Origin of the sequence: Pseudoflavitalea sp. G-6-1-2 (assembly GCF_012927185.1) — a bacterium.
Lineage (GTDB): Bacteria > Bacteroidota > Bacteroidia > Chitinophagales > Chitinophagaceae > Pseudobacter.
This window is the reverse complement of record NZ_JABBGB010000003.1, coordinates 285,275-306,197: the sequence shown is the minus strand read 5'-3', so window position 1 is coordinate 306,197 and position 20,923 is coordinate 285,275. Positions and strand designations below refer to the sequence as shown.

Annotated in this window: 16 protein-coding genes and 5 tRNA genes; 2 read left to right on the top strand and 19 right to left on the bottom strand. The window is 46.7% G+C overall.

Translation table 11 applies throughout. From position 1 onward, the window contains the following. Positions 1–36 precede the first annotated feature (36 nt). The 8 genes from rpoB to rplK all read right to left on the bottom strand — a co-directional run bounded on the left by rpoB (position 37) and on the right by rplK (position 12,881). Entirely contained in the window at positions 37–3,843 is a 3,807-nt protein-coding gene (rpoB, locus tag HHL16_RS18510) for a DNA-directed RNA polymerase subunit beta (RefSeq protein WP_169426834.1), read from the bottom strand. A gap of 521 nt (positions 3,844–4,364) precedes the next feature. After that, positions 4,365–6,674 carry a GH92 family glycosyl hydrolase gene (locus HHL16_RS18505; protein ID WP_169426833.1) on the bottom strand — a complete coding sequence of 770 codons (2,310 nt, stop codon included), beginning with the start codon at positions 6,672–6,674 and terminating at the stop codon, positions 4,365–4,367. A 10-nt stretch (positions 6,675–6,684) separates the two neighbouring features. After that, the gene (locus tag HHL16_RS18500) at positions 6,685–8,967 is read right to left on the bottom strand and encodes a GH92 family glycosyl hydrolase (protein ID WP_169426832.1); all 2,283 of its coding nucleotides are present in this window, start codon (positions 8,965–8,967) and stop codon (positions 6,685–6,687) included. Positions 8,968–9,333: 366 nt separating this feature from the next. Then, positions 9,334–10,365: a LacI family DNA-binding transcriptional regulator gene (locus HHL16_RS18495; protein WP_169426831.1), complete on the bottom strand. Its 1,032-nt coding sequence runs from the start codon at positions 10,363–10,365 to the stop codon at positions 9,334–9,336. Between the two features lie 251 nt (positions 10,366–10,616). Continuing rightward, positions 10,617–10,991, bottom strand: a complete 375-nt coding sequence (rplL, locus tag HHL16_RS18490) for a 50S ribosomal protein L7/L12 (RefSeq protein WP_169426830.1) — start codon at positions 10,989–10,991, stop codon at positions 10,617–10,619. Positions 10,992–11,100: 109 nt separating this feature from the next. After that, complete coding sequence (gene rplJ, locus HHL16_RS18485; RefSeq protein ID WP_169426829.1) at positions 11,101–11,634, bottom strand: 50S ribosomal protein L10; 534 nt, start codon at positions 11,632–11,634, stop codon at positions 11,101–11,103. Between the two features lie 63 nt (positions 11,635–11,697). Further along, positions 11,698–12,390 carry a 50S ribosomal protein L1 gene (gene rplA / locus HHL16_RS18480; protein WP_169426828.1) on the bottom strand — a complete coding sequence of 231 codons (693 nt, stop codon included), beginning with the start codon at positions 12,388–12,390 and terminating at the stop codon, positions 11,698–11,700. A 47-nt stretch (positions 12,391–12,437) separates the two neighbouring features. Next, a complete protein-coding gene (gene rplK / locus HHL16_RS18475) occupies positions 12,438–12,881 on the bottom strand; it encodes a 50S ribosomal protein L11 (protein ID WP_169426827.1) in 444 nt (147 codons plus the stop codon). Between the two features lie 467 nt (positions 12,882–13,348). Between rplK and HHL16_RS18470 the strand changes: the two genes are divergently transcribed. Continuing rightward, positions 13,349–13,876 carry a hypothetical protein gene (locus HHL16_RS18470; RefSeq protein WP_169426826.1) on the top strand — a complete coding sequence of 176 codons (528 nt, stop codon included), beginning with the start codon at positions 13,349–13,351 and terminating at the stop codon, positions 13,874–13,876. Positions 13,877–14,225: 349 nt separating this feature from the next. Continuing rightward, complete coding sequence (locus HHL16_RS18465; RefSeq protein ID WP_206022491.1) at positions 14,226–14,717, top strand: hypothetical protein; 492 nt, start codon at positions 14,226–14,228, stop codon at positions 14,715–14,717. A 1,040-nt stretch (positions 14,718–15,757) separates the two neighbouring features. Here HHL16_RS18465 and nusG read toward each other — a convergent pair. From nusG to rpsU, 11 genes are all read right to left on the bottom strand, one after another. Continuing rightward, positions 15,758–16,324 carry a transcription termination/antitermination protein NusG gene (gene nusG / locus HHL16_RS18460; RefSeq protein WP_169426825.1) on the bottom strand — a complete coding sequence of 189 codons (567 nt, stop codon included), beginning with the start codon at positions 16,322–16,324 and terminating at the stop codon, positions 15,758–15,760. Continuing rightward, positions 16,324–16,518, bottom strand: a complete 195-nt coding sequence (gene secE, locus HHL16_RS18455) for a preprotein translocase subunit SecE (RefSeq protein WP_169426824.1) — start codon at positions 16,516–16,518, stop codon at positions 16,324–16,326. Before secE ends, nusG begins: the two co-directional genes overlap by 1 nt. A 24-nt stretch (positions 16,519–16,542) precedes the next feature. After that, positions 16,543–16,613, bottom strand: a tRNA-Trp gene (locus tag HHL16_RS18450). Positions 16,614–16,713: 100 nt separating this feature from the next. Further along, positions 16,714–17,901, bottom strand: a complete 1,188-nt coding sequence (gene tuf / locus HHL16_RS18445) for an elongation factor Tu (RefSeq protein WP_169426823.1) — start codon at positions 17,899–17,901, stop codon at positions 16,714–16,716. A 181-nt stretch (positions 17,902–18,082) separates the two neighbouring features. Then, positions 18,083–18,154, bottom strand: a tRNA-Thr gene (locus HHL16_RS18440). Between the two features lie 73 nt (positions 18,155–18,227). Further along, positions 18,228–18,300: transfer RNA gene (locus HHL16_RS18435), tRNA-Gly, on the bottom strand. 72 nt (positions 18,301–18,372) lie between these two features. After that, a tRNA-Tyr gene (locus HHL16_RS18430) sits at positions 18,373–18,455 on the bottom strand. A 26-nt stretch (positions 18,456–18,481) separates the two neighbouring features. Next, positions 18,482–18,554 (bottom strand) — tRNA-Thr (locus tag HHL16_RS18425). Between the two features lie 573 nt (positions 18,555–19,127). Further along, on the bottom strand, positions 19,128–19,427 hold the full coding sequence (locus tag HHL16_RS18420; protein WP_169426822.1) for an HPF/RaiA family ribosome-associated protein: 300 nt from the start codon (positions 19,425–19,427) through the stop codon (positions 19,128–19,130). 157 nt (positions 19,428–19,584) lie between these two features. Continuing rightward, complete coding sequence (locus HHL16_RS18415; RefSeq protein WP_169426821.1) at positions 19,585–20,640, bottom strand: tyrosine-type recombinase/integrase; 1,056 nt, start codon at positions 20,638–20,640, stop codon at positions 19,585–19,587. A gap of 77 nt (positions 20,641–20,717) precedes the next feature. Continuing rightward, positions 20,718–20,915 carry a 30S ribosomal protein S21 gene (rpsU, locus tag HHL16_RS18410; RefSeq protein ID WP_169426820.1) on the bottom strand — a complete coding sequence of 66 codons (198 nt, stop codon included), beginning with the start codon at positions 20,913–20,915 and terminating at the stop codon, positions 20,718–20,720. Positions 20,916–20,923: the final 8 nt, after the last annotated feature.

The window sequence follows — 20,923 nt, the reverse complement described above, 5'->3', positions numbered from 1 at the left end:
AATTCAACTCACACGGGGGTTATCGTGTAACCAGCACTACGACTCAAACCTCAGATCCAGACCCAGACCTCTCAACTCGTGTACGAGTACGTTGAAAGATTCCGGAATGCCCGCTCTCGGAATGTTATCACCCTTAACGATCGCCTCATAGGTTTTCGCACGGCCGATGATATCATCAGATTTGATAGTGAGCAGCTCCTGGAGGATGTTTGAAGCACCGTATGCTTCGAGTGCCCAAACTTCCATCTCACCGAAACGCTGACCACCGAACTGGGCTTTACCACCGAGCGGCTGTTGCGTGATGAGAGAGTATGGCCCGATGCTACGTGCGTGCATCTTATCGTCTACCATGTGGTGCAGTTTGATCATGTAGATCACACCTACGGTTGCTTTCTGGTGGAAGCGCTCGCCGGTTTCACCGTCGTGCAGGTATGTGTGGCCATAGGTTGGCAGACCTGCTTTTGCGATGTTCTCAGCGATCTCATCTACAGTAGCACCGTCGAAGATCGGAGTTGCGAATTTCACACCCAGTTTCAGACCAGCCCAACCGAGTACAGTCTCATAGATCTGTCCAAGGTTCATACGGCTAGGTACGCCGAGTGGGTTCAGAACGATATCTACCGGTGTACCATCAGCGAGGAACGGCATGTCTTCTGCACGCACGATCTTGGCTACGATACCCTTGTTACCGTGACGTCCCGCCATCTTATCACCCACTTTCAGCTTACGCTTAACAGCGAGATATACTTTCGCGAGTTTCAATACGCCGGCTGGTAACTCGTCACCGATAGAGATGTTGAACTTCTCTCTCTTGTAACGCCCGAGCTCTTCGTTGAACTTGATATTGTAGTTGTGGAGCAGGATGTTGATCTGATCGTCAATTGAATTGTCACCAGTCCAACCCAGCGGATTCACGTTCTGGTAGTCGATACCACCGAGATTCTTAGGATTGAATTTGGCTCCCTTTCCGATCAGCACCTCACCGAAGTTGTTGTTTACGCCCATGCTCGCCTTGTCTTTCAACAGAGACTGCAGTTTGTTCATCAACAGTTCCTTCAGTTCTTCCACGTTTTTCTCGTGTACTTTTTCCAGTTTTTCCAGAGAAGCTTTCTCGCGGATCTTCGCGTTCTTGTCTTTCTTGGCGCGCTGGAACAGTTTTTTACCGATCACCACACCTTCCACACCGTTCGGTGCTTTCAGAGAAGCGTCTTTCGCATCACCGGCTTTATCACCGAAGATGGCGCGGAGCAGTTTCTCTTCAGGGGTAGGATCGCTCTCTCCTTTCGGAGTGATCTTACCGATGAGGATATCACCTTCCTTGATAGCAGCACCCAGGCGGATGATACCATTTTCGTCGAGGTCTTTGGTAGCCTCTTCAGAAACGTTAGGGATATCTGGTGTAAGTTCTTCTTCACCGAGTTTGGTATCGCGAACTTCCAGTTCGTACTCAGAGATGTGAATAGAAGTGAAGAGGTCTTCACGTGCTACTCTCTCATTGATTACGATGGCATCCTCGAAGTTGTACCCTTTCCATGGCATGAAGGCCACTTGCAGGTTACGTCCGAGCGCCAGTTCACCAGCTTGTACCGCATAACCTTCTGTGAGGAAGTCGCCTTTTTTCATGCGCTGTCCTTTCTTAACGGAAGGTTTGTGGTTGATGCAGGTTTCCTGGTTGGTTTTGATGAACTTGGTGAGTTTGTATATTCTCAGATCATCTTCGAAGCTTACCAGACGGTCAGCGTCGGAGCGATCGTAACGAATGTGAATTTCACTACCGTCTACGTATTCTACCACACCATCACCTTCAGCGAGAATCTGAACACGTGCGTCGCGGGCTGCTTTACCTTCCAGACCTGTACCCACAATCGGGTTTTCAGGGCGGATCAGCGGTACAGCCTGACGTTGCATGTTCGATCCCATCAGTGCACGGTTGGCATCATCATGCTCGAGGAACGGAATCAGTGAAGCGGAGAGACCCACAATCTGGTTGGGGGCAACGTCCATGTACTCCACTTCTTCTTTATCGAGGATCGGGAAGTCACCTGTCTGACGGCTGGCGACCTTCTCTTCAGCAAATACACCTTTCTCGTCGAGTGGTGCAGATGCCTGTGCGATCTTGGCGATATCTTCTTCTTCAGCAGAGAGGAAAGTGAGCTTCTTCAGGTCTACTTTACCATTGTCCACTTTGTGGTATGGAGTTTCGATGAAGCCCATCTCGTTGATCTTCGCGTGTACGCAAAGAGTAGAGATCAGACCGATGTTCGGTCCTTCCGGAGTTTCGATGGTACAGAGACGGCCGTAGTGGCTGTAGTGTACGTCACGAACCTCAAAGCCGGCGCGCTCACGGCTCAGACCGCCTGGTCCGAGTGCGGAGATACGACGTTTGTGTGTGATCTCAGAAAGCGGGTTGGTCTGATCGAGGAACTGAGAGAGCTGTGAAGTTCCGAAGAAGGAGTTGATCACAGAGCTCAGGGTTCTTGCATTGATCAGGTCAACCGGAGTGAACACCTCGTTGTCACGTACGTTCATACGCTCGCGGATGGTACGGGCCATACGGGCCAGACCAACACCGAACTGAGCATAGAGCTGCTCTCCTACTGTACGAACACGACGGTTGCTCAGGTGATCGATGTCATCGATCTCTGCTTTCGCGTTGGTGAGGCGAACCAGGTACTTGATGATTTCGATGATATCTTCTTTGGTCAGCGTTTTCTGGTCGAGCGGCTGAGTAAGGTTCAACTTGCGGTTGATCTTGTAACGGCCAACTTCGCCAAGGTCGTAACGCTTGTCGGAGAAGAAGAGTTTGTCGATGATACCACGGGCAGTTTCGTCGTCCGGTGCATCAGCGCCGCGCAATTGGCGGTAGATATGTTGAACAGCTTCCAGTTCTGAGTTGGAAGTGTCTTTGTTCAGGGTGTTGTAGATGATAGCGTAATCTCCACCTACATCTTCTTTCTGGATGAATACAGATTTCACATCCATATCGGCGATGTTCTCGATAGCTTCGTCGTCGAGCACAGTGTCGCGCTCAAGAACCACTTCGTTACGCTCGATGGATACTACTTCACCAGTATCTTCATCCACGAAATCTTCTACCCATGTTCTCAGTACGCGGGCAGCGAGACGGCGGCCTACGTATTTGGCGAGGGATTTCCTGTCTCCTTTCACTTCATCAGCCATGCCGAAGAGTTCGAGGATGTCCTTATCAGTTTCATAACCGATAGAACGGAGGAGGGTAGTTACCGGGAATTTCTTCTTACGGTCGATGTACGCATACATCACGTTATTGATATCGGTAGCGAACTCCATCCATGCTCCTTTGAAAGGGATCACACGGGCGGAATAGATCTTGGTACCGTTCGGGTGAATGGACTGGCCGAAGAATACACCGGGTGAACGGTGCAGCTGGCTTACCACTACGCGCTCGGCTCCGTTGATCACGAAAGTACCGCGGGGAGTCATGTAAGGAATGTTTCCGAGGAATACATCCTGCACGATAGTCTGGAAGTCTACGTGCTCTTCGTCGTTACAGCTCAGACGCAGTTTCGCCTTGAGGGGAACGGCATACGTCAAACCACGCTCCATACACTCTTCGATAGTGTAACGGGGCGGATCAATGAAATAATCCAGGAACTCCAGCACGAAGATGTTGCGGGTGTCGGTGATAGGAAAGTTTTCCTTGAACACCTTGAACAGTCCTTCGATGTTACGTTTGTCCGGAGTGGTCTCTAACTGGAAAAATTCTTTGAAAGATTGAATCTGTACTTCGAGTAGGTCAGGAGCTTCTGATAAGTTTTTGATCTTACCGAAGTTGATCCTGCTTTGCAATTTTGTTGAAGACATATTGATTAAAACCGGTTTTTAGTTGTTCGAACGTCAAAAATCGTCTATAGACAAAAAAAATACAGGAGAACTTACAGGTTCTCAGTGCACTGAAAATGAGGCAGTTAAGAATTTATGGCCATGAAAAAAACGTACCTCTACTAATTAGTTTATGAAAATGGACGGCAAAGGTAAGCAATATACGTTCAAAAAACAAGAGAAATTTTGCCTACAAAATTCAGACCGAATTTAAGGTAAAAAAGGCAGAATTCCGCGGGTTTGGCTGCCCTGCTGATAAACAGGCTTCAACCAGTTGTGTATCAGTATTGGCGCTTCTCCGCATCCCCTTCTTCCGCTCAGCCGCCCGCTTTTTTATTGATAATTTCGTCATCTCCCTGCCCTCGCCTCCTTACCCCGGTCCGATCTGGTGCCGGTTAATAATAACATGGTAAATGATCATTCGGTTCACTCTGCCCAAAAGAGCAAAAAAAGCGCGGCACTATGAGTATGCCGCGCAAGGAATCGCATTTGAAAACCAAAACTTACTGAGTAAGGCTCTTGTTCGGCTTAGCCCCCATCACAAACTGAAGGGTGCCGCCACCGAGAATATCTTCATGCTTCATAAAAAGCCTTTGAAGCGGCTTTCCGTTCAGCAGTATCTTCTGAATGTACACGTTCTTATCGCTGTTGTTCGCCACATCGATCGTAAAAGTTTTGCCGTTCTCCAGCTGAACACTGGCGCCATCTACAGACGGACTACCAATGGCATATTCATCCGAACCCGGCGCCACAGGATAGAAACCAAGCGCAGTGAAAATGTACCAGGCGCTCATCTGTCCGCAATCATCATTCCCCCCAAGCCCGTCCGGTGTGGGTTTGAACTGCTTCTTCAGAATCATGCGTACACGCTCCTGCGTTTTCCAGGGCTGGTCCGTCCAGTTGTACAGATATGGTACGTGATGCGATGGCTCGTTGCCATGCACATAATTGCCGATGATGCCATCACGGGTAATGTCTTCCGTTTCCTCAAAATACTTATCCGGCAGGTGCATGGTGAAGAGCGAATCGAGATGCGCAGTGAATTTCTTCTTCCCTCCCATTGCATCGATCAGCTCAGCCGGCTGATGCGGCACATAGAGACTGTAGTTCCAGGCATTGCCCTCGATGAATCCCTGGTTATGCGTGCTCAGCACATCGAAGTCTTTTCGGAAACTGCCATCGCTCATTTTGGGACGCATATAACCGATGCTGGCATCGTACACGTTCTTCCAGTTGTTGGAGCGATGGATGAACTCTTCGTAGATATCATTCCGGTTCAGCTTCTTCGCGAGTTGAGCAATGGCCCAGTCGTCGTATGCGTATTCGAGTGTTTTGGATACTGATGAACCACTCTTGTCTTCGGGAACGTAACCGAGTTTGATGTAGTGGTTCAACCCTTCGTACCAGCCATTGCGTGCGGATTGCACACAGGCCTCGAGCGCTTTATTGGCATCGAATCCTGCATTGCCTTTGATCGCTGCATCTGCGATCACACTCACGCTGTGGTATCCGATCATGCACCAGTTTTCGTTGGCATAGTGGCTCCAGACAGGCAGCATCTTGTGCACGCTCTGATCATAATGCGCCAGCATGCTCTGCACCATGTCTGCATTTCGTTTGGGTTGCACTATGTTGAAAAGCGGATGCAGCGCCCGATACGTATCCCACAGAGAAAATATAGTGTAGTTGGTAAAGCCCTTGGCCTGATGGATATTCTGATCGAGCCCGCGATACTGGCCATCCACATCCGTGTACGTGATCGGACTCAGAAACGCATGATACATCGATGTATAGAAATTCTCTTTCTCATCTCTGTTGTTCGATCGGATGCTCACGCGGCTCAGCTCTTTGCTCCAGCTGCTTTGCGCCTGTTGTTTCACCTGATTGAAATCCCAGCCCGGCGCTTCAGCGCGCAGATTGCGCAATGCACCATCCGTACTCACAGAAGAAAGCGCAAATTTGATCTTGATCTGCTCCCCTTCTTCCGTTTTGAAATCGAAGTACGCACGGATCTGTTTGCCCGCCATCTCCGGGAAATTCTTACTCTGATCGAACTTGCCCCAGAATCCACGGTACACCTGACTCTTATCGAACTTCTTATTGCCGTACTGATAAAATGGTTTGGAGAATGCCATGGCGAAATACACCGTGCGGGTTCTGGCCCATCCGTTGGTCTGACGATATCCGGTGATAAGTGTATCGTTCTCTATGCGAACGAAAGTCCAGGTGTTCTTATCCTCGTAATTGTAGATGCCATACATCAGATCGAGAATGATATGGCTCTGATCGGATTTCGGGAAAGTGTATTGATGGAATCCTACCCTGTTCGTTGCCGTTAGCTCGGCTGTGATATTGTAATCGTCGAGTTTTACTTTGTAGTAGCCCGCTTCTGCCGTTTCGTTGCTGTGCGAGAAAGCAGACCGGAATCCGCTTCGCGGCTGATCCGCCTGACCGGGATTGAGCTTCAGCGGGCCCACAGTTGGCATCACCAGAAAATCGCCGAGATCGGAATGGCCGGTGCCGCTGAAATGCGTGTGACTGAAACCAACGATGGTTTTATCATCGTACTGATATCCTGCACAATACTTGTACACGTCTTTATTGTACCGGCCATTCATTTCGTATGGCAGCGTGTCTGTATCCGGACTCAATTGCACCATTCCAAAAGGGACCGTTGCACCGGGATAAGTATGCCCCATGCGCTGTGTACCGATGATGGGTTTCACATACTGAACCGGATCATCGGCCATGTGCTGTGCCATTGCACTGAATGCAGGAAAGGTTAACAGCAGGGCGGGCAGTAATCGTTTCATTGTACGAGTGCTATTTTGAAAAAGAATAAGGATGATCGCTTTCATTGATGCCGCGTTGCTTGTTGGGAGCGGCGCCCATATTGAATTCCAGTACGCCGCCTTTCAGCAGGTCGAAATGATCGACCCAGTTCTTCGTATGCAGCTTGCCATTCACTTTGAGATCCTGCACATATTGGTTGGATGCACTGTTGTCCGGTGCGTTCACCACCAATGTTTTGCCATTCTCCAGTGCGATGGTCATTTTTTTGAAGAGCGGAGTGCCCAGCACATATTCCGTTGTACCCGGACAAACAGGATAGAATCCCATGGCCGAGAAAATATACCATGCGGAGGTCTGTCCATTGTCTTCATCACCACAATAGCCGTCTGGTGTTGGTTTGTACAACTGCGACATCACTTTTCTGATATGCTGTTGCGCCTTCCAGGGCTGGCTGGTATAGTTGTAGAGATAGATCATATGCTGGATGGGCTGATTGCCGTGTGCGTACTGTCCCATGTTCATGATCTGCATTTCTCTTATTTCGTGGATCACGCCTCCATAGTAGCTGTCGTCGAATACTGGCGGAAGGATGAAAACCGAATCGAGTTTGCTGATGAATGCGGCATCTCCGCCCATCAGTTTTTTCAATCCGTATACATCGTGAAAAACGCTCCATGAATAGTGCCAGCTGTTTCCTTCGGTGAAGGCATCACCCCATTTGAAAGGATTGAAAGGTGACTGAAAACGCCCATCACGATTTTTGCCGCGCATGAGTTTTGTTTCGGGATCGAAGAGATTACGATAGTTCTGGCTGCGCTTTGCATACAGATCGATCTCTGCCTGTGGGCGCTTCAGCATTTTCGCCAGTTGAAAGATGGTGAAATCGTCGTAGGCATATTCGAGTGTACGGGCCGCGTTCTCATTGATCTGAACATCGTAGGGAACATAGCCGAGCTCGTTGTAATATTTCACACCTTTTCTTCCTACAGCTGTAAGTGGTCCTTCATTGTTAGCTCCATGCAGCAGTGCTTTGTACAGCGTATCGATATCGTATCCCCGCACTCCTTTGATGTAAGCATCTGCTACAATGGATGCGGAATTGTTGCCTACCATCACATCACGAAGCCCCGGACTGCTCCATTCGGGTAACCAGCCGCTTTCTTTGTAATCGTTCACCAAACCTTTCTGCATTTCTTTGTTGGTGTTCGGATACAGCAGGTTCAGCAATGGATAGAGGGCGCGGAAAGTATCCCAGAAACCTGTACCTGCGTAGAGGTATCCGGGCAACACTTTACCGTTGTACGGGCTGTAATGAAGTACACGACCGAACTCGTCGATCTCGTAATGCTTTTGAGGAAACTGCACGGCGCGATAGAGGCAGGAGTAAAAAGTGCGGGTCTGCTCTTCAGTACCGCCTTCCACTTTGATGCGGCCGAGTGTATTGTTCCAGGTTTGTTTTGCTTTTTTGAGGGTGTACTCGAAAGTGTCGGCATCCACTTCGAGATGAAGATTGTATTCAGCCTGTATTTCATCGATGAAACTGCTGGCCACCCGAACGTGGACCTGCTCACCTTTTTTTGTTTTGAAACCGATCACAGCACCTGCATGCTCGTTGGTAACTTCCAGAGAGTCTTTGATGAGGTTTCTGCCGTTGGAAGTGTAAGCGAGAGCAAAGTCTTTATCGAATTTGAGAACGAAGTAGTTTTTGAAATTTCCGGGAACGCCACCGCTGTTTTTGGTAGTGTATCCAATGATCTTTCTTTCCGATGGAATGATTTTGATATGTGAACCATTATCGAAAGCATCCACCACAATAAAAGAGCTGTCGGATTCCGGAAAGGTGAACCGGAACTGCGCAGCTCGATCTGTGGGAGTGAGTTCAGCAGTTACGTCTGCATCGGCGAGGTAAACGCTGTAATAGTATGGTTTGGAGATCTCGGTTTTATGAGAGAACCAGCTGGCGCGATCATCTTCATTGAATTTCAGTTTGCCGGTAACGGGCATGATGGCGAACTGGCCGTAGTCGTTCATCCAGGGAGATGGCTGATGGGTTTGTTTGAAACCGCGGATCTTGTCGGAGGCATAAGTGTATCCCCATCCATCTCCCATTTTGCCGGTTTGCGGCATCCAGGCATTCATACCCCATGGGAGAACAATGCTCTGATAAGTGTTTCCGTTAGACAGACCTGGTTTGGAATCGGTTCCCATGAGTGGGTTCACCCAATCTGCGGGGTCGGTGGCTGATGGCGTGTGCTGGGCCATCAGGCCAACAGAAGCAAACAGGGCAAGGGTCAGCGCGATGCAATTCTTCATAATAGCTGTTTAGTGAAAGCCAATTCGAATATGTTGATGAAAAGCCGGATGGATTCCCTGAACCTGACATCCGGCGTACTTCAAAAAAACGTTGTTGTTGTACACAAAATACGCTGCTAATATTAATTCCGGCTGAATTGATCGGGAACGGTACTACACTGGTCTTTCCTTTGTTCCGGCTTCTACTCTTCACCACACTTGCCGCACCAATCCTTCTTAATGTTCTTCCTGTGTTTTGCTAAATCGATTTAGCAACCATTCTCCAATATTACGCCGTAATTGCCTTACTGCAAAATGAATTATACATGCTTCACTGTAGCAGGAATTGTTTTCGATACAGACCAAATGCAGAAAAACTGAAACTGTCTATGCTTCGCGGGATGTAGATTCTCTCGCTACGAACTTTGCGTTCAGCCGCAGCTGCTGATCTTTCGATCCTGTTCTTTCTTTTCCCAGCTGATCCATCAGCAGGTGAACAGCTTTGCGCCCCATTTCTTCAACGGGTTGCTGAACTACGGAAATATCGGGAATATAGAGGCGGAAGATATCATGATCATCGAAGCAGACAACCGCCAGTTCGTTCGGGATGCGGATCTGTTGTTCGCGCAGGCATTCGAGGCCGAGAATGCCGAGGTAGTTGGTGGCAAAGAAAACAGCGTCGAGCTTATTGCTTTTGATGAATTTGCTGATCTGTTTTTTGTTCTCTTCTTTGGAGCTGTGGTAATTGATGGTGAGTACGGTTTTCTTCGCCTTTGCTTTGGTGGCGGGCATTTTGGCAATGGCATCCGAATACGCGGCTTCGCGCTCCAGCATTTGATTGAGACCAAGGTCAACGGTGATAAACCCGATTCTGGTATAGCCTTTTTTGATCAGATGCTGCATGGCTTCTGATGTACCGCCATAGTTGTTCACCAGCACATGAGGCACTTCCATGCCGGAAAAGCAGCGATCCATCAGCACCACAGGTTTATGCTGCGAATGCAGTTTGCGGATATCCTGTTCCATGCCGGATGTGGGCGTGATGAGAAATCCATCTACCTGCCTTTGAGCGAGCATGCGGAGCAGGGCCTGCCCTTTCTTGCTATCGTTCTCTGTACTGCAATACACTACACGGTAACCGAACTTCTCAGCTTCGTCTTCGATGGTTTTGGCCAGCATGGCGAAGAAGTTGTTGGAGATATCTTCAACAAGAAGGCCGAGGATTTTTGTTTGTCCGGTCCGAAGGCTGACCGCAACCTGATTGGGTTGATATCCGAGCCGGTTGGCAGTAGCAAGCACTTTCTTTTTGAGCGCTTCACTAATGCGCATTTCACTGGCTTTACCATTGAGGATAAAGCTTACGGTGGAAGTGCTCACACCAGTCATTTCGGCGATATCTTTCAGTGAAACTTTTTTCATCGATCAGATAAGGGAGCCAATATACAAACTAACCGGCAGATCGCGCTACACACGGCTGGTTTGGGTGAAAATATACTTGCAGCGGAGCGGATGCGGGTATCGGAAATTTGTGGTCAGCCACAATTGCGGAGGGGTGAATTGTGTGCGGATCTCCCGTGTGCCGGGATTGGATGTTCTGTATGCGTAAAGCAGTAAAAACAAAAAGCCCCGGAATGATCCGGGGCCTATAGTAAAATATGCTATTGCAAAGATTACTTGATCTCTACTTCTGCACCAGCTTCTTTCAGCTTAGCAGCGAGAGCGTCAGCATCAGCTTTGCTGATACCTTCTTTCACTGGTTTTGGAGCTCCGTCAACCAGGTCTTTTGCTTCTTTCAGACCGAGACCAGTCAGATCTTTAACGATCTTAACTACGTTCAGTTTGTTAGCGCCACCGTTTTTCAGGATAACGTCGAAAGCAGTTTTCTCTTCAGCTGCAGCAGCAGGGCCAGCAGCAGGACCAGCAGCAACTACTGCAGCAGCAGCAGGCTCGATACCATACTCATCTTTCAGAATCTTTGCGAGTTCGTTTACTTCTTTAACAGTCAGGTTAACCAACTGCTCAGCGAATGATTTTAAATCTGCCATAATTGTCAAATTTTTTCCGCCTTCATTGCCTGTGCTCCGGCGGAAAGTTTAAAAAAATTTGTTGAATATAACGCTCAGGCGTGCGTTAATAAGTTGAAATAGTAATTAATTACTGAGCTCTTTCTTCGAGTGCTTTTACCAGACCGGCGATTTTGTTGCCAGCGTTCAGGCCGCTGATAACGTTCTTCGCAGGTGATTGGAGAAGACCGATGATTTCGCCGATGAGGTCGTTCTTGCTCTTCAGCGCGGTCAGTACTTTCAGTTGATCATCGCCTTCGAATACGTCGCCGTCGATGAATGCAGCTTTCAGAACTGGTTTGTTGAAGTCTTTAGGACCTTTAGCGCGGAAGTCAGAGATGATCAGTGCCGGTTCTTTTGCTGTTTCGCTGAACATGATAGCGGTAACGCCATTCAGTGCTTCGAATACACCAGCATAACGGGTAGAATCCAGGCTTTCGAGTGCTTTCTTGATGAGGGTGTTCTTAGCCACTTTCATTTCAACATTCTTGTCGAAACAGATGCGGCGGAGTTTACCAACCTGCTCTACAGTGAGCGACTCTGTATTGGTGATATAGAAATTGTTATACTGAGAGAATTTCTCTTTCAGTACTTCAATCACTTCATTTTTTTCTTGCTTGTTCATAACGCAGATTTTTTTATGATTTCGCAGGCGTTGACAGAAGTCTTTGCCTATGCGTTAATCTGTTTAGTTGATCAATGATTTTGTGTCTACTGCAATACCGGGGCTCATAGTGCTTGCCATGAACACGCTCTTCAGGTAAGTTCCTTTAGCAGAAGATGGTTTTGCTTTGATAAGTGCATTGATCAGCTCATGGCTGTTCTCAGCGATCTTCTCAGGGCTGAAGCTAACACGGCCGATAGAAGCGTGGATGATACCAGCTTTATCAACTTTGAAAGCGATCTTACCACCTTTCACCTCATTTACAGCTGCAGCTACATCATTGGTAACTGTACCGGTTTTGGGGTTAGGCATCAGGTTACGTGGACCTAAGATCTTACCCAGTTTACCGATTTTCGGCATAACTGCTGGTGTAGCAACGATTACATCGATGTCTACCCATCCGCCTTCGATCTTTGTTACAAATTCATCGAGACCTACGTAGTCTGCGCCTGCTGCTTTAGCATCAGCTTCTTTATCAGGAGTGCAGAGTACCAGTACTCTTTTTGTTTTACCGGTACCGTGTGGAAGGGTTACAGTTCCGCGGATAGCCTGATCAGCTTTCTTAGGATCTACGCCCAGACGGATGTGAAGGTCAACTGAAGAATCGAACTTGGTGGTGTTGATTTCTTTCACCAGCGAAGAAGCTTCTTTCAGTGAGTATACTTTATTTTTATCGAGCTTGGCGTCAGCTACTTTTCTTTTTTTTGCGATTGCCATTGTCTATTCGGTTTTAAGTTATCCCCGCAGAGCAGGAATGTGAACATTTAGTTTTCCCAGGGGGCATTACCATCTACAGTAATTCCCATGCTGCGGGCTGTACCAGCAACCATCTTCATAGCACTTTCCAGGGTGAAGCAGTTCAGGTCGGGCATTTTGTCTTTTGCAATAGCCTCTACCTGCGCCCAGTTCACTTTACCTACCTTATTACGGTTAGGCTCTTTGGAACCGCTCTGCAGTTTTGCAGCTTCCAGCAACTGTACTGCTGCGGGAGGGGTTTTGATAACAAAATCGAAAGACTTATCAGAATAAACAGTGATGAGTACGGGGAGAACTTTCCCGATTTTATCCTGCGTGCGAGCATTGAACTGCTTGCAGAATTCCATGATATTTACACCCTTGGAACCTAATGCAGGACCTACTGGAGGTGCAGGGTTGGCCTGTCCACCTTTTACCTGCAGCTTAACGAAGCCGGTAATTTCTTTTGCCATTACTTAATGATTTATTGGTTCAAACGTCCGTCAATTGGCGGACTCCCAAATTCCTCTTATCCCGTTTTTATGTTGGAAACAATTGATTTTCAATTTGAAATATCCCGGAAAACCGGGTCTTTCGCTGTATCCGTCAATGCTTCCGTTTTGAAACGGGCTTTGTAAAGAACTTCAATTGGGGACGCAAAGGTAGGAAAATGTTTTGATTGAAGAACAATTTCTCTAAAAAAATGAGTCCCTCAGGGAGCTGGCAAAGATAGGCTGGAAAAGGCATCCGCGAACAAAGATTACCTGCCGGGATGGAAGAGCTTCATGCTTCGGGACGAAGAAAAAGCAACCCAGGCAACAGCGCATTTGTCGATGTCGGGTTACGCCGGTTAAAAACTGCCGGCAACTTTTTATTGAATTGATTGGTTGTTGCCGATGCAGCTGTCTTCTGTTTCATTGCAGCAACGATGATCACGGTCATGAGCGCAATCTCAAGCATCGGATCCGTACCAACCATATTCCTCAGCTGCGGATCGTGTGCAGGTGAACAGGTACAGTACAATCAGATACCGCAATGCTTCAATTCAGTTTTTACAGCACAAGGAAAAACTGAAAACGCTCGCCCCAATATGATCCATCCTGTTTTTTCTTACCAGACTCTGCGCGCGCATGACTGCCGGGATCCTCTTATCTGTTGCATCACCATCCGATACATTGCGGACAGCTACCCTCCCCTCTTACAGGCAGAAAAACACCGCTATCATCAGGATTACGATGCATGCAATGATGAAGAAAGTGCAGGAGCAAGTATCGGTAACAGCCCAAACAGGCCTTTCGGGAAGCCCAAATCAGGAAAAAATTCATTAAAATTCTTCACACTCTCTTCACAAAATGAAAGCGCTATCTGCAAACAGATCATCAGTGTAGTGTCTTCTATCGCAATTGCTGTTTGCATGCCGGAAATGCGAATGCAAAGCAGCGTAAAACAGTGGATCAATGGGGTGTAAAAAGGAGGCTGCAGGTGTATTCAGGCATGTACAACATTCCGCTGAAACGCTGTACAGTATTGTGTTTCAGGGAACACACCATTTCGATGATTGCCGGAAGGTAAGGTGTAATTAAGATCCCCATCCCGGCCATCGGCAACAACGAAAATCCAGCCCGGATTACCGGTTTAGTTTGCCCCTCTTCTTCCACATACCGGTAATGAGCAGCGGTAAATTTCATCTGCGATCATCATCCGGGCATCAAACTTTCAATGAGTTTTTTATAATATGAATATTTCTGCGTAGCTTTTGCACTCAAATAGTTCTGTGTAATTGTATCTTTACCATCAACTATAAAACACATCACACTATGGCCAAAGCAAAGAAAAAGTCAGCTAAAAAAGCAGCTCCCAAGAAAGCTGTGAAGAAAGCCGCTCCTAAGAAGGCAGCAAAAAAAGCAGCTCCTAAAAAAGCAGCGAAGAAAGCAGCTAAAAAAGCAGCACCTAAAGCAGCTCCAAAAAAAGCAGCAAAGAAGGCAGCCAAGAAAGCCGCTCCTAAGAAAGCAGCAAAAAAAGCAGCTCCTAAAGCCGCAAAGAAAGCAGCTAAGAAAGCTGTTGCTCCTAAAAAAGCAGCAAAGAAAGCTGGTAAAAAAGCAGCTCCTGCCAAGAAAGCCGCTCCCGCTAAGAAAGCAGCTCCTGCTAAAAAAGCGAAGAAATCAGCGCCAAGACCAAGGAAACCAAAACCAGTTCCAGCTCCTGAAGCTCCTGCAGTTGTCGATTTCCCAGTTGCTGAAGAGCAAGCGACCATCGATTTTGGTTATACCGCAGAGGAAACATCTGGCGGAGACGACGATAATAACTAAGCCTGTTATTATCACGCAAATAAGTGAAGCCTTCCCGTGCAGAATGAACGGAAAGGCTTTTTTATTTTCTCTAACTGATGATAGTAATGCTGAGCCTGCGGAGACATCTTTACTGATGTGAAATGTTTGCCGATGCCGATGCACACGCACACTATACCCACCACTAAACCCGCTACAGATAAGGGTTACAGGAGAATAAGAAATGATCAGTTCAAACTAAAAAGGTAGAAAAAACTGAAGGATTTTTAGCTAACAAGAAGGGATATGCGCTTTTACAATATGCCATCGATCCCAAAAATGCATTACTCATCTCCCCTTTTTCGCTTCCTGAATTTCTCCAGCACCGAAAGCGCAGTAAATAGATCGAAATTCAATTTCGCCTGGTTGTTTTTTATTTATCGGAAATGCATAACCGAATTCAGGAGCCTTTATTCATAGAAAGCCGATTCAGTAATCTACTTCAGAAACGGTAGAGTATTACTTTAAAGGAAGGTTAGGGCAAAATCCATGATCCTTATTCTTCTACTGAATTCTTACCTTATAGTTTGGACTGCCTTGTTTTTTTAAAGCATGCTCATTTCTAGATTATGAACTATCCAATGCTTCGCAGCTGTAATTTCTATGCAGGACTGGATCGTATAACCAAACTTGCGTAATTAAAACCAGCTTGTGTTGCAGCCCTAGCCTTTGGGTCTGAGATAATAACCCTCCCATACATCCTTTTCCGGTTAGGGAATTCAAGGCGCTGGTTTTATGGCAACCTCACGCTTTCCATTGATCTCTTTTCATCCGCTATCTTCCATTGCTGATCTGCTGAAGGCATTTGCCAGTAGCAGTGTTTCACTAAATAATGGTGCATAAGAACCTGCCTGTACATGCCTGGGTACTGAATATGAAGGTCTGTTTTTTAGTTTCTACGGTTATCTTATATGTAAGCGAATAACATAATTACTGCTTCCGGGAGCTCTTCGCCATCACGTACAGACACAAAAAAACCACAGCGTTTGCTGTGGTTAATCTTTTTATCAGTTTCCCTGTGTTTATGCCAGTTTTTCTACCTGCATATAGTTCAGTTCCACTGGTGTGGAGCGGCCGAAGATCTTTACGGTCACTTTCAGTTTTTTCTTCTCGTCGTTCACTTCTTCGATGATACCATTGAAATCATTGAATGGTCCTTCGATGATCTTAATAGTCTCACCAACGATGAATGGCTCAACCATGCTCATGCCACCAACTTCTGCCATTTCATCCATCTTACCAAGCATCTTGTTCACTTCTGCCTTTCTGAGGGCGATCGGATTGTCTTTTCCGAGGAAGTGAATTACGTTGGTAGTGTTCTTTATTGCTTCTTTGAGGTCGTCGGAAAGTTTACCATCCTGTACTTCGATCATTACGTAGCCTGGATAGTAGTTTCTTTCACGCATTACCTTTTTACCATTCTGAACTTTGTATACTTTCTCCACTGGCAGAAAAACCTGTTTCACTACCTCGCCCCATCCCCCGCGGGAAATCTCTTTGTCGAGGTACTCTTTCACCTTCCTCTCCTTGCCGCTCACAACGCGCAGCACGTACCACTTGGTTTCCTGTTGTTGAGTAGTTTGTTCCATTAGTAAAATAGTGAATAGATGAATTTAAGACCCGATTGAGCAATGATATCCATTACCCACACGAGGGCGGTAATGAGAACCGTTGCTACGAGGACGATCACAGTCGATTGCTGCAGCTGCGTCCAGGAGGGCCAACTTACTTTTTCAAGCAGTTCTCTGTAAGACTCCCTGAAATAGGTGGTTACTTTATTCATAAGAACACATTCAGTTTTGTGTTGCACGGGCACTAGGATTCGAACCCAGATCAAAGGTTTTGGAGACCTCTATTCTACCATTGAACTATGCCCGTATAAAAGCCATTAGTGTATGCAAGAGCTGTTAGCAAATATAAGTAATCCGAGGCTAATAGCTAAAAGCAAAACGCTAATGGCTTTTTATTGAGATTCAACTTATTTAATGATCTCTGTAACCTGACCCGCACCTACGGTACGTCCACCTTCACGGATAGCGAATTTCAGACCTTTCTCCATCGCGATGGGTTGGATCAGTTTCACATGCAGGTTGGTGTTGTCACCAGGCATAACCATTTCAGTACCTGCTGGCAGTTCGCACTCACCAGTTACGTCAGTTGTACGGAAATAGAACTGAGGACGGTATTTGTTGAAGAATGGAGTGTGACGACCACCTTCTTCTTTGCTCAGTACGTATACTTCGCCTTTGAACTCAGTGTGAGGAGTGATAGATCCTGGTTTGCACAGTACCATACCACGACGAACCTGAGCTTTATCGATACCACGGAGGAGCAGACCAGCGTTGTCTCCAGCTTCACCTGAATCGAGGAGTTTGCGGAACATTTCCACACCTGTTACAGTAGAAGACAGAGGAGCTTCCATCAGACCTACGATCTCGATAGGCTCACCTACTTTAATACGACCTCTTTCGATACGACCTGTAGCAACAGTACCACGACCTGTGATAGAGAATACGTCCTCTACAGACATCAGGAATGGCATATCAACCGGACGTGGAGGAAGAGGAATGTACTCGTCAACCGCAGCCATCAGTTCTTCAACTGCAGCAACCCATTTAGCTTCACCAGCCAGAGCGCCTGTTGCAGAACCTTTAATGATTGGAGTGTTGTCGCCATCGAAGCCATAAGAGCTCAGCAACTCACGGATTTCCATTTCAACCAGCTCAAGAAGCTCTGGATCGTCAACCAGGTCAACTTTATTCATGAATACCACAATACGTGGAACACCTACCTGACGAGCCAGGAGGATGTGCTCTTTTGTTTGGGGCATAGGACCGTCTGTAGAAGCCACAACCAGAATAGCGCCGTCCATCTGAGCAGCACCTGTAATCATATTCTTCACATAGTCAGCGTGACCAGGACAGTCTACGTGAGCATAGTGACGGTTGTCCGTCTGATACTCAACGTGTGCAGTATTGATGGTGATACCACGCTCTTTTTCTTCGGGCGCGCCATCGATTTCATCATACTTTTTTGCCTGAGCCAGACCCTTCTGAGCCAGAATGGTAGTGATGGCTGCTGTCAAAGTTGTTTTACCGTGGTCAACGTGACCGATAGTACCAACGTTAACGTGAGGTTTGTCCCTCTTAAAAGTCTCTTTTGACATCGTTATCTGTTTTTAGTTGTGGTTTTACAAATATTTATCTGAAAATATCCCTGCCCCATTATTCTTTCACCGTAGTGAATTTTAAGGAGTCAGAGATGGTATCATGTATTCAGCGATTTTCTATCGACACGTATTTTTAGTCATCTTACAATCGCTGATCCGGATGATCCAAAAATTGTTGAGCCGTTAGTGAGAATCGAACTCACGACCTCTTCCCTACCAAGGAAGTGCTCTACCACTGAGCTACAACGGCTGATGACTCAGTGAGCGGTCTTCCTAATGGACTGGCAATAGTGCCATACCATTACCGGTCAACTGAAAAAATGAGCGGGAGACGAGGCTCGAACTCGCCACCTATAGCTTGGAAGGCTATCGCTCTACCAAATGAGCTACTCCCGCTTATATGAACAAAGATCTGTTATCGATACTGAAACCGCTTCGGTATTCGTTAGTTTACCTGGCGGAAGCCTGTGGGCAGGAGAGGATTCGAACCTCTGAAGTCGAAAGACAGCGGATTTACAGTCCGCCCCATTTGGCCGCTCTGGAACCTGCCCGGATTGGTAACATCGTACCCTTCCTGAGCCACTTGTCGGAATCGAACCAACGACCTACTGATTACAAATCAGTTGCTCTACCAGCTGAGCTAAAGTGGCGAATATTTTTTGTTGAAATTCAACATTCTAAAGAACTACCCAACCTCACTTTTCGTACACTCTTATTTTTTGGGAAGGCAAAGGTAACTGAAATTGTTTAATCCCAAAACTTTGTAGCGGATTTTTTTTGCTTGTTTTCAAGGCTTTGCATCCGTACTACCTGCCTGAGCGGCTGCAAAGGAAATGAAAAGTAAATTCACTGCAAAAAATTGATTGAAAAAAAGATGAAGATCAAATGATTAATTCGCGCAAATGCAGTCTGAGACAGCAAATCAGCTGATTATTTTTTTCTGCTCATTTCAGTTTTCAATCACAAAAACGGGCGTCTCCCCCCGTTTTATCTCTCCAACCTCTCCTTTCTTGCGGCTATGCCTGCCCGTTTCTTCCTCCGGTTTTGCCTCAACCCCGCCCATCAACAACCCAATATCGGTTACATTTCAACTCCCCATCAATCACTTCCCGGTCAAAAAAATCCATTCAGCTCCTTCCACCTTTCCCCTTCACCCGCACCAAACACCCATAAACGAAAAAAGGCCGTCTCCGGAGAGACGGCCTTTCAAATTTCTTTACTTATCAGGCTGCTAACTTTTCTTTTTTACGTTTTATCTGATTAACAAGAGAGTCAAGCGCACTGTCAAAGGACTCTTCAAATGATTTCGAGGTTGCTTTTACAAAAAATTGATGATGGGGCACCTGGACTCTTATCTCTGCGATTTTGTCTTTAATGGCATGTACTACATTATCCAGTTTTAAAAACACATCTACTTTGATTATGCGGTCGTGAAAAGTACTTATTTTCTGCAGTTTCTTATCAACATACTCTACAAGCTTTTCATCTGCGTTAAACCGCACGGTCTGAATGTTAACGTTCATAACAATCGCATTTTAACTGTGAACAATATATAAAGAACTTTGGGGTAAATAGTGGTTACATAGGCTCGGGTATTTGTTCACTATGAAGTTAATACATCATCAATGTTTTTCCAAATTTTAATTAGCTAAAAATCTGAGTATTGGAGCGGGTTTCAGCCTACGCCTTAGGATGCGCTCTGGCATGTATTTCTTTTAACTTTTCTATAGTATTATGGGTATAAATCTGGGTAGCTGCAAGGCTCGCATGACCCAGTAATTCTTTCACCGCATTCAGCTCCGCACCATTATAGGTAAGATGCGTGGCGAAGGTATGCCGGAGCACGTGCGGACTCTTCTTTTCGAGGGTAGTTACCTCTTTCAGATTCTTCTTTACTGCAGTATACACTATCGACGGCGTAAGCTCCGTTCCGTCTTCCCTGATCAGCAGGTTTTTATTGCCCGCATAACTTACTTTTTCTCTGACGGCTGCATCAAAAACCCTGCTCTTGGCCTCATGATATTCAAGCATGGCATCCACCAGCGCCTTGTGCACCGGAATGATCCTTTCCTTATCGCCCTTCCCCCTTACTTTCACGGTATTTCTATCGCTATCGATCTTTGCTGCTTCCAACCCAATCAGCTCAGCCCTCCGGATACCCGTCTGGTATAAAATGAAGAGGATCAGCCTTTCCGTGGCCGCCCTCCAGAGCTCGGCAGGCGTTGGCTCTTTTCCTTCCTTTTTCCCCACCCCGGATTGATCTTTCTGACTGAAATGGAGGTTTTCGAACAGCAACTTTGTACTGTCCTCCTCCAGATAAACAGGCAACCGCTTCGGCAGTTTCTGAAAAACCACCTTGTCCATGGGCCATTTGGTGATCTCTCCCATACGCAGGAAATATTTGAAGAAAGATTTGAGGCTGGATATTTTACGGTTGATGGTTCGCGCCGAATACTTCTCCTCCCCTTTCAGGCGTGCCAGCCAGGACCTTACATTGTCCGACTGGATAGACTGCAGGCTCACCCCGCTGAAGTGCATGCCCTCACGGGTAACTTCAAAGCGCTCCTTATTTAGTTTTGTGTAAGATTTCTCCTGAAGATAATTGAAGAAATCGTTGAGATCGTTGCGATAGGCTTCTACGGTATGCCCGCTTTTACGCTTCTCCTTTTCCAGATAGGTGAGAAACTGCCCGATGGCAGGATGACTTACCGGCTTATTTTCCGCTGAATCGGCCATAGTTGAAACAAAAAAAGATAGCCACAAAGTTAAGGAACTTTGCAGCTATCTTAATATATTCAGTTCAGCGTGAACGATTAAGCTTCGATGGCTCCGCTCGCAATCTGTTGCTTGTAGATTGCTTTCAACACCTTCGTGCGATGTTTGATCGATGGCTTCGTATACGATTGACGCTCTCTCAGTTGTAACAGAGTTTTCGCCTTCTCAAATTTCTTTTTATACTTTTTGAGTGCCTTGTCGATGTTTTCGCAATCTTTTGAGTCGATGATCAGCATAGTTTGAT

Bases quoted from the DNA above. Each gene is read 5' to 3' on its own strand.
- HHL16_RS18505 (WP_169426833.1), bottom strand. From the start codon at position 6,674: ATGAAACGATTACTGCCCGCCCTGCTGTTAACCTTTCCTGCATTCAGT.
- rpsU (WP_169426820.1), bottom strand. From the start codon at position 20,915: ATGCTGATCATCGACTCAAAAGATTGCGAAAACATCGACAAGGCACTC.
- rplJ (WP_169426829.1), bottom strand. From the start codon at position 11,634: ATGAACAAGCAAGAAAAAAATGAAGTGATTGAAGTACTGAAAGAGAAA.
- HHL16_RS18500 (WP_169426832.1), bottom strand. From the start codon at position 8,967: ATGAAGAATTGCATCGCGCTGACCCTTGCCCTGTTTGCTTCTGTTGGC.
- HHL16_RS18420 (WP_169426822.1), bottom strand. From the start codon at position 19,427: ATGAACGTTAACATTCAGACCGTGCGGTTTAACGCAGATGAAAAGCTT.
- tuf (WP_169426823.1), bottom strand. From the start codon at position 17,901: ATGTCAAAAGAGACTTTTAAGAGGGACAAACCTCACGTTAACGTTGGT.
- rplA (WP_169426828.1), bottom strand. From the start codon at position 12,390: ATGGCAATCGCAAAAAAAAGAAAAGTAGCTGACGCCAAGCTCGATAAA.
- HHL16_RS18495 (WP_169426831.1), bottom strand. From the start codon at position 10,365: ATGAAAAAAGTTTCACTGAAAGATATCGCCGAAATGACTGGTGTGAGC.
- HHL16_RS18465 (WP_206022491.1), top strand. From the start codon at position 14,226: ATGGCCAAAGCAAAGAAAAAGTCAGCTAAAAAAGCAGCTCCCAAGAAA.
- nusG (WP_169426825.1), bottom strand. From the start codon at position 16,324: ATGGAACAAACTACTCAACAACAGGAAACCAAGTGGTACGTGCTGCGC.
- rpoB (WP_169426834.1), bottom strand. From the start codon at position 3,843: ATGTCTTCAACAAAATTGCAAAGCAGGATCAACTTCGGTAAGATCAAA.
- HHL16_RS18470 (WP_169426826.1), top strand. From the start codon at position 13,349: ATGAGCGCAATCTCAAGCATCGGATCCGTACCAACCATATTCCTCAGC.
- rplL (WP_169426830.1), bottom strand. From the start codon at position 10,991: ATGGCAGATTTAAAATCATTCGCTGAGCAGTTGGTTAACCTGACTGTT.
- rplK (WP_169426827.1), bottom strand. From the start codon at position 12,881: ATGGCAAAAGAAATTACCGGCTTCGTTAAGCTGCAGGTAAAAGGTGGA.
- secE (WP_169426824.1), bottom strand. From the start codon at position 16,518: ATGAATAAAGTAACCACCTATTTCAGGGAGTCTTACAGAGAACTGCTT.
- HHL16_RS18415 (WP_169426821.1), bottom strand. From the start codon at position 20,640: ATGGCCGATTCAGCGGAAAATAAGCCGGTAAGTCATCCTGCCATCGGG.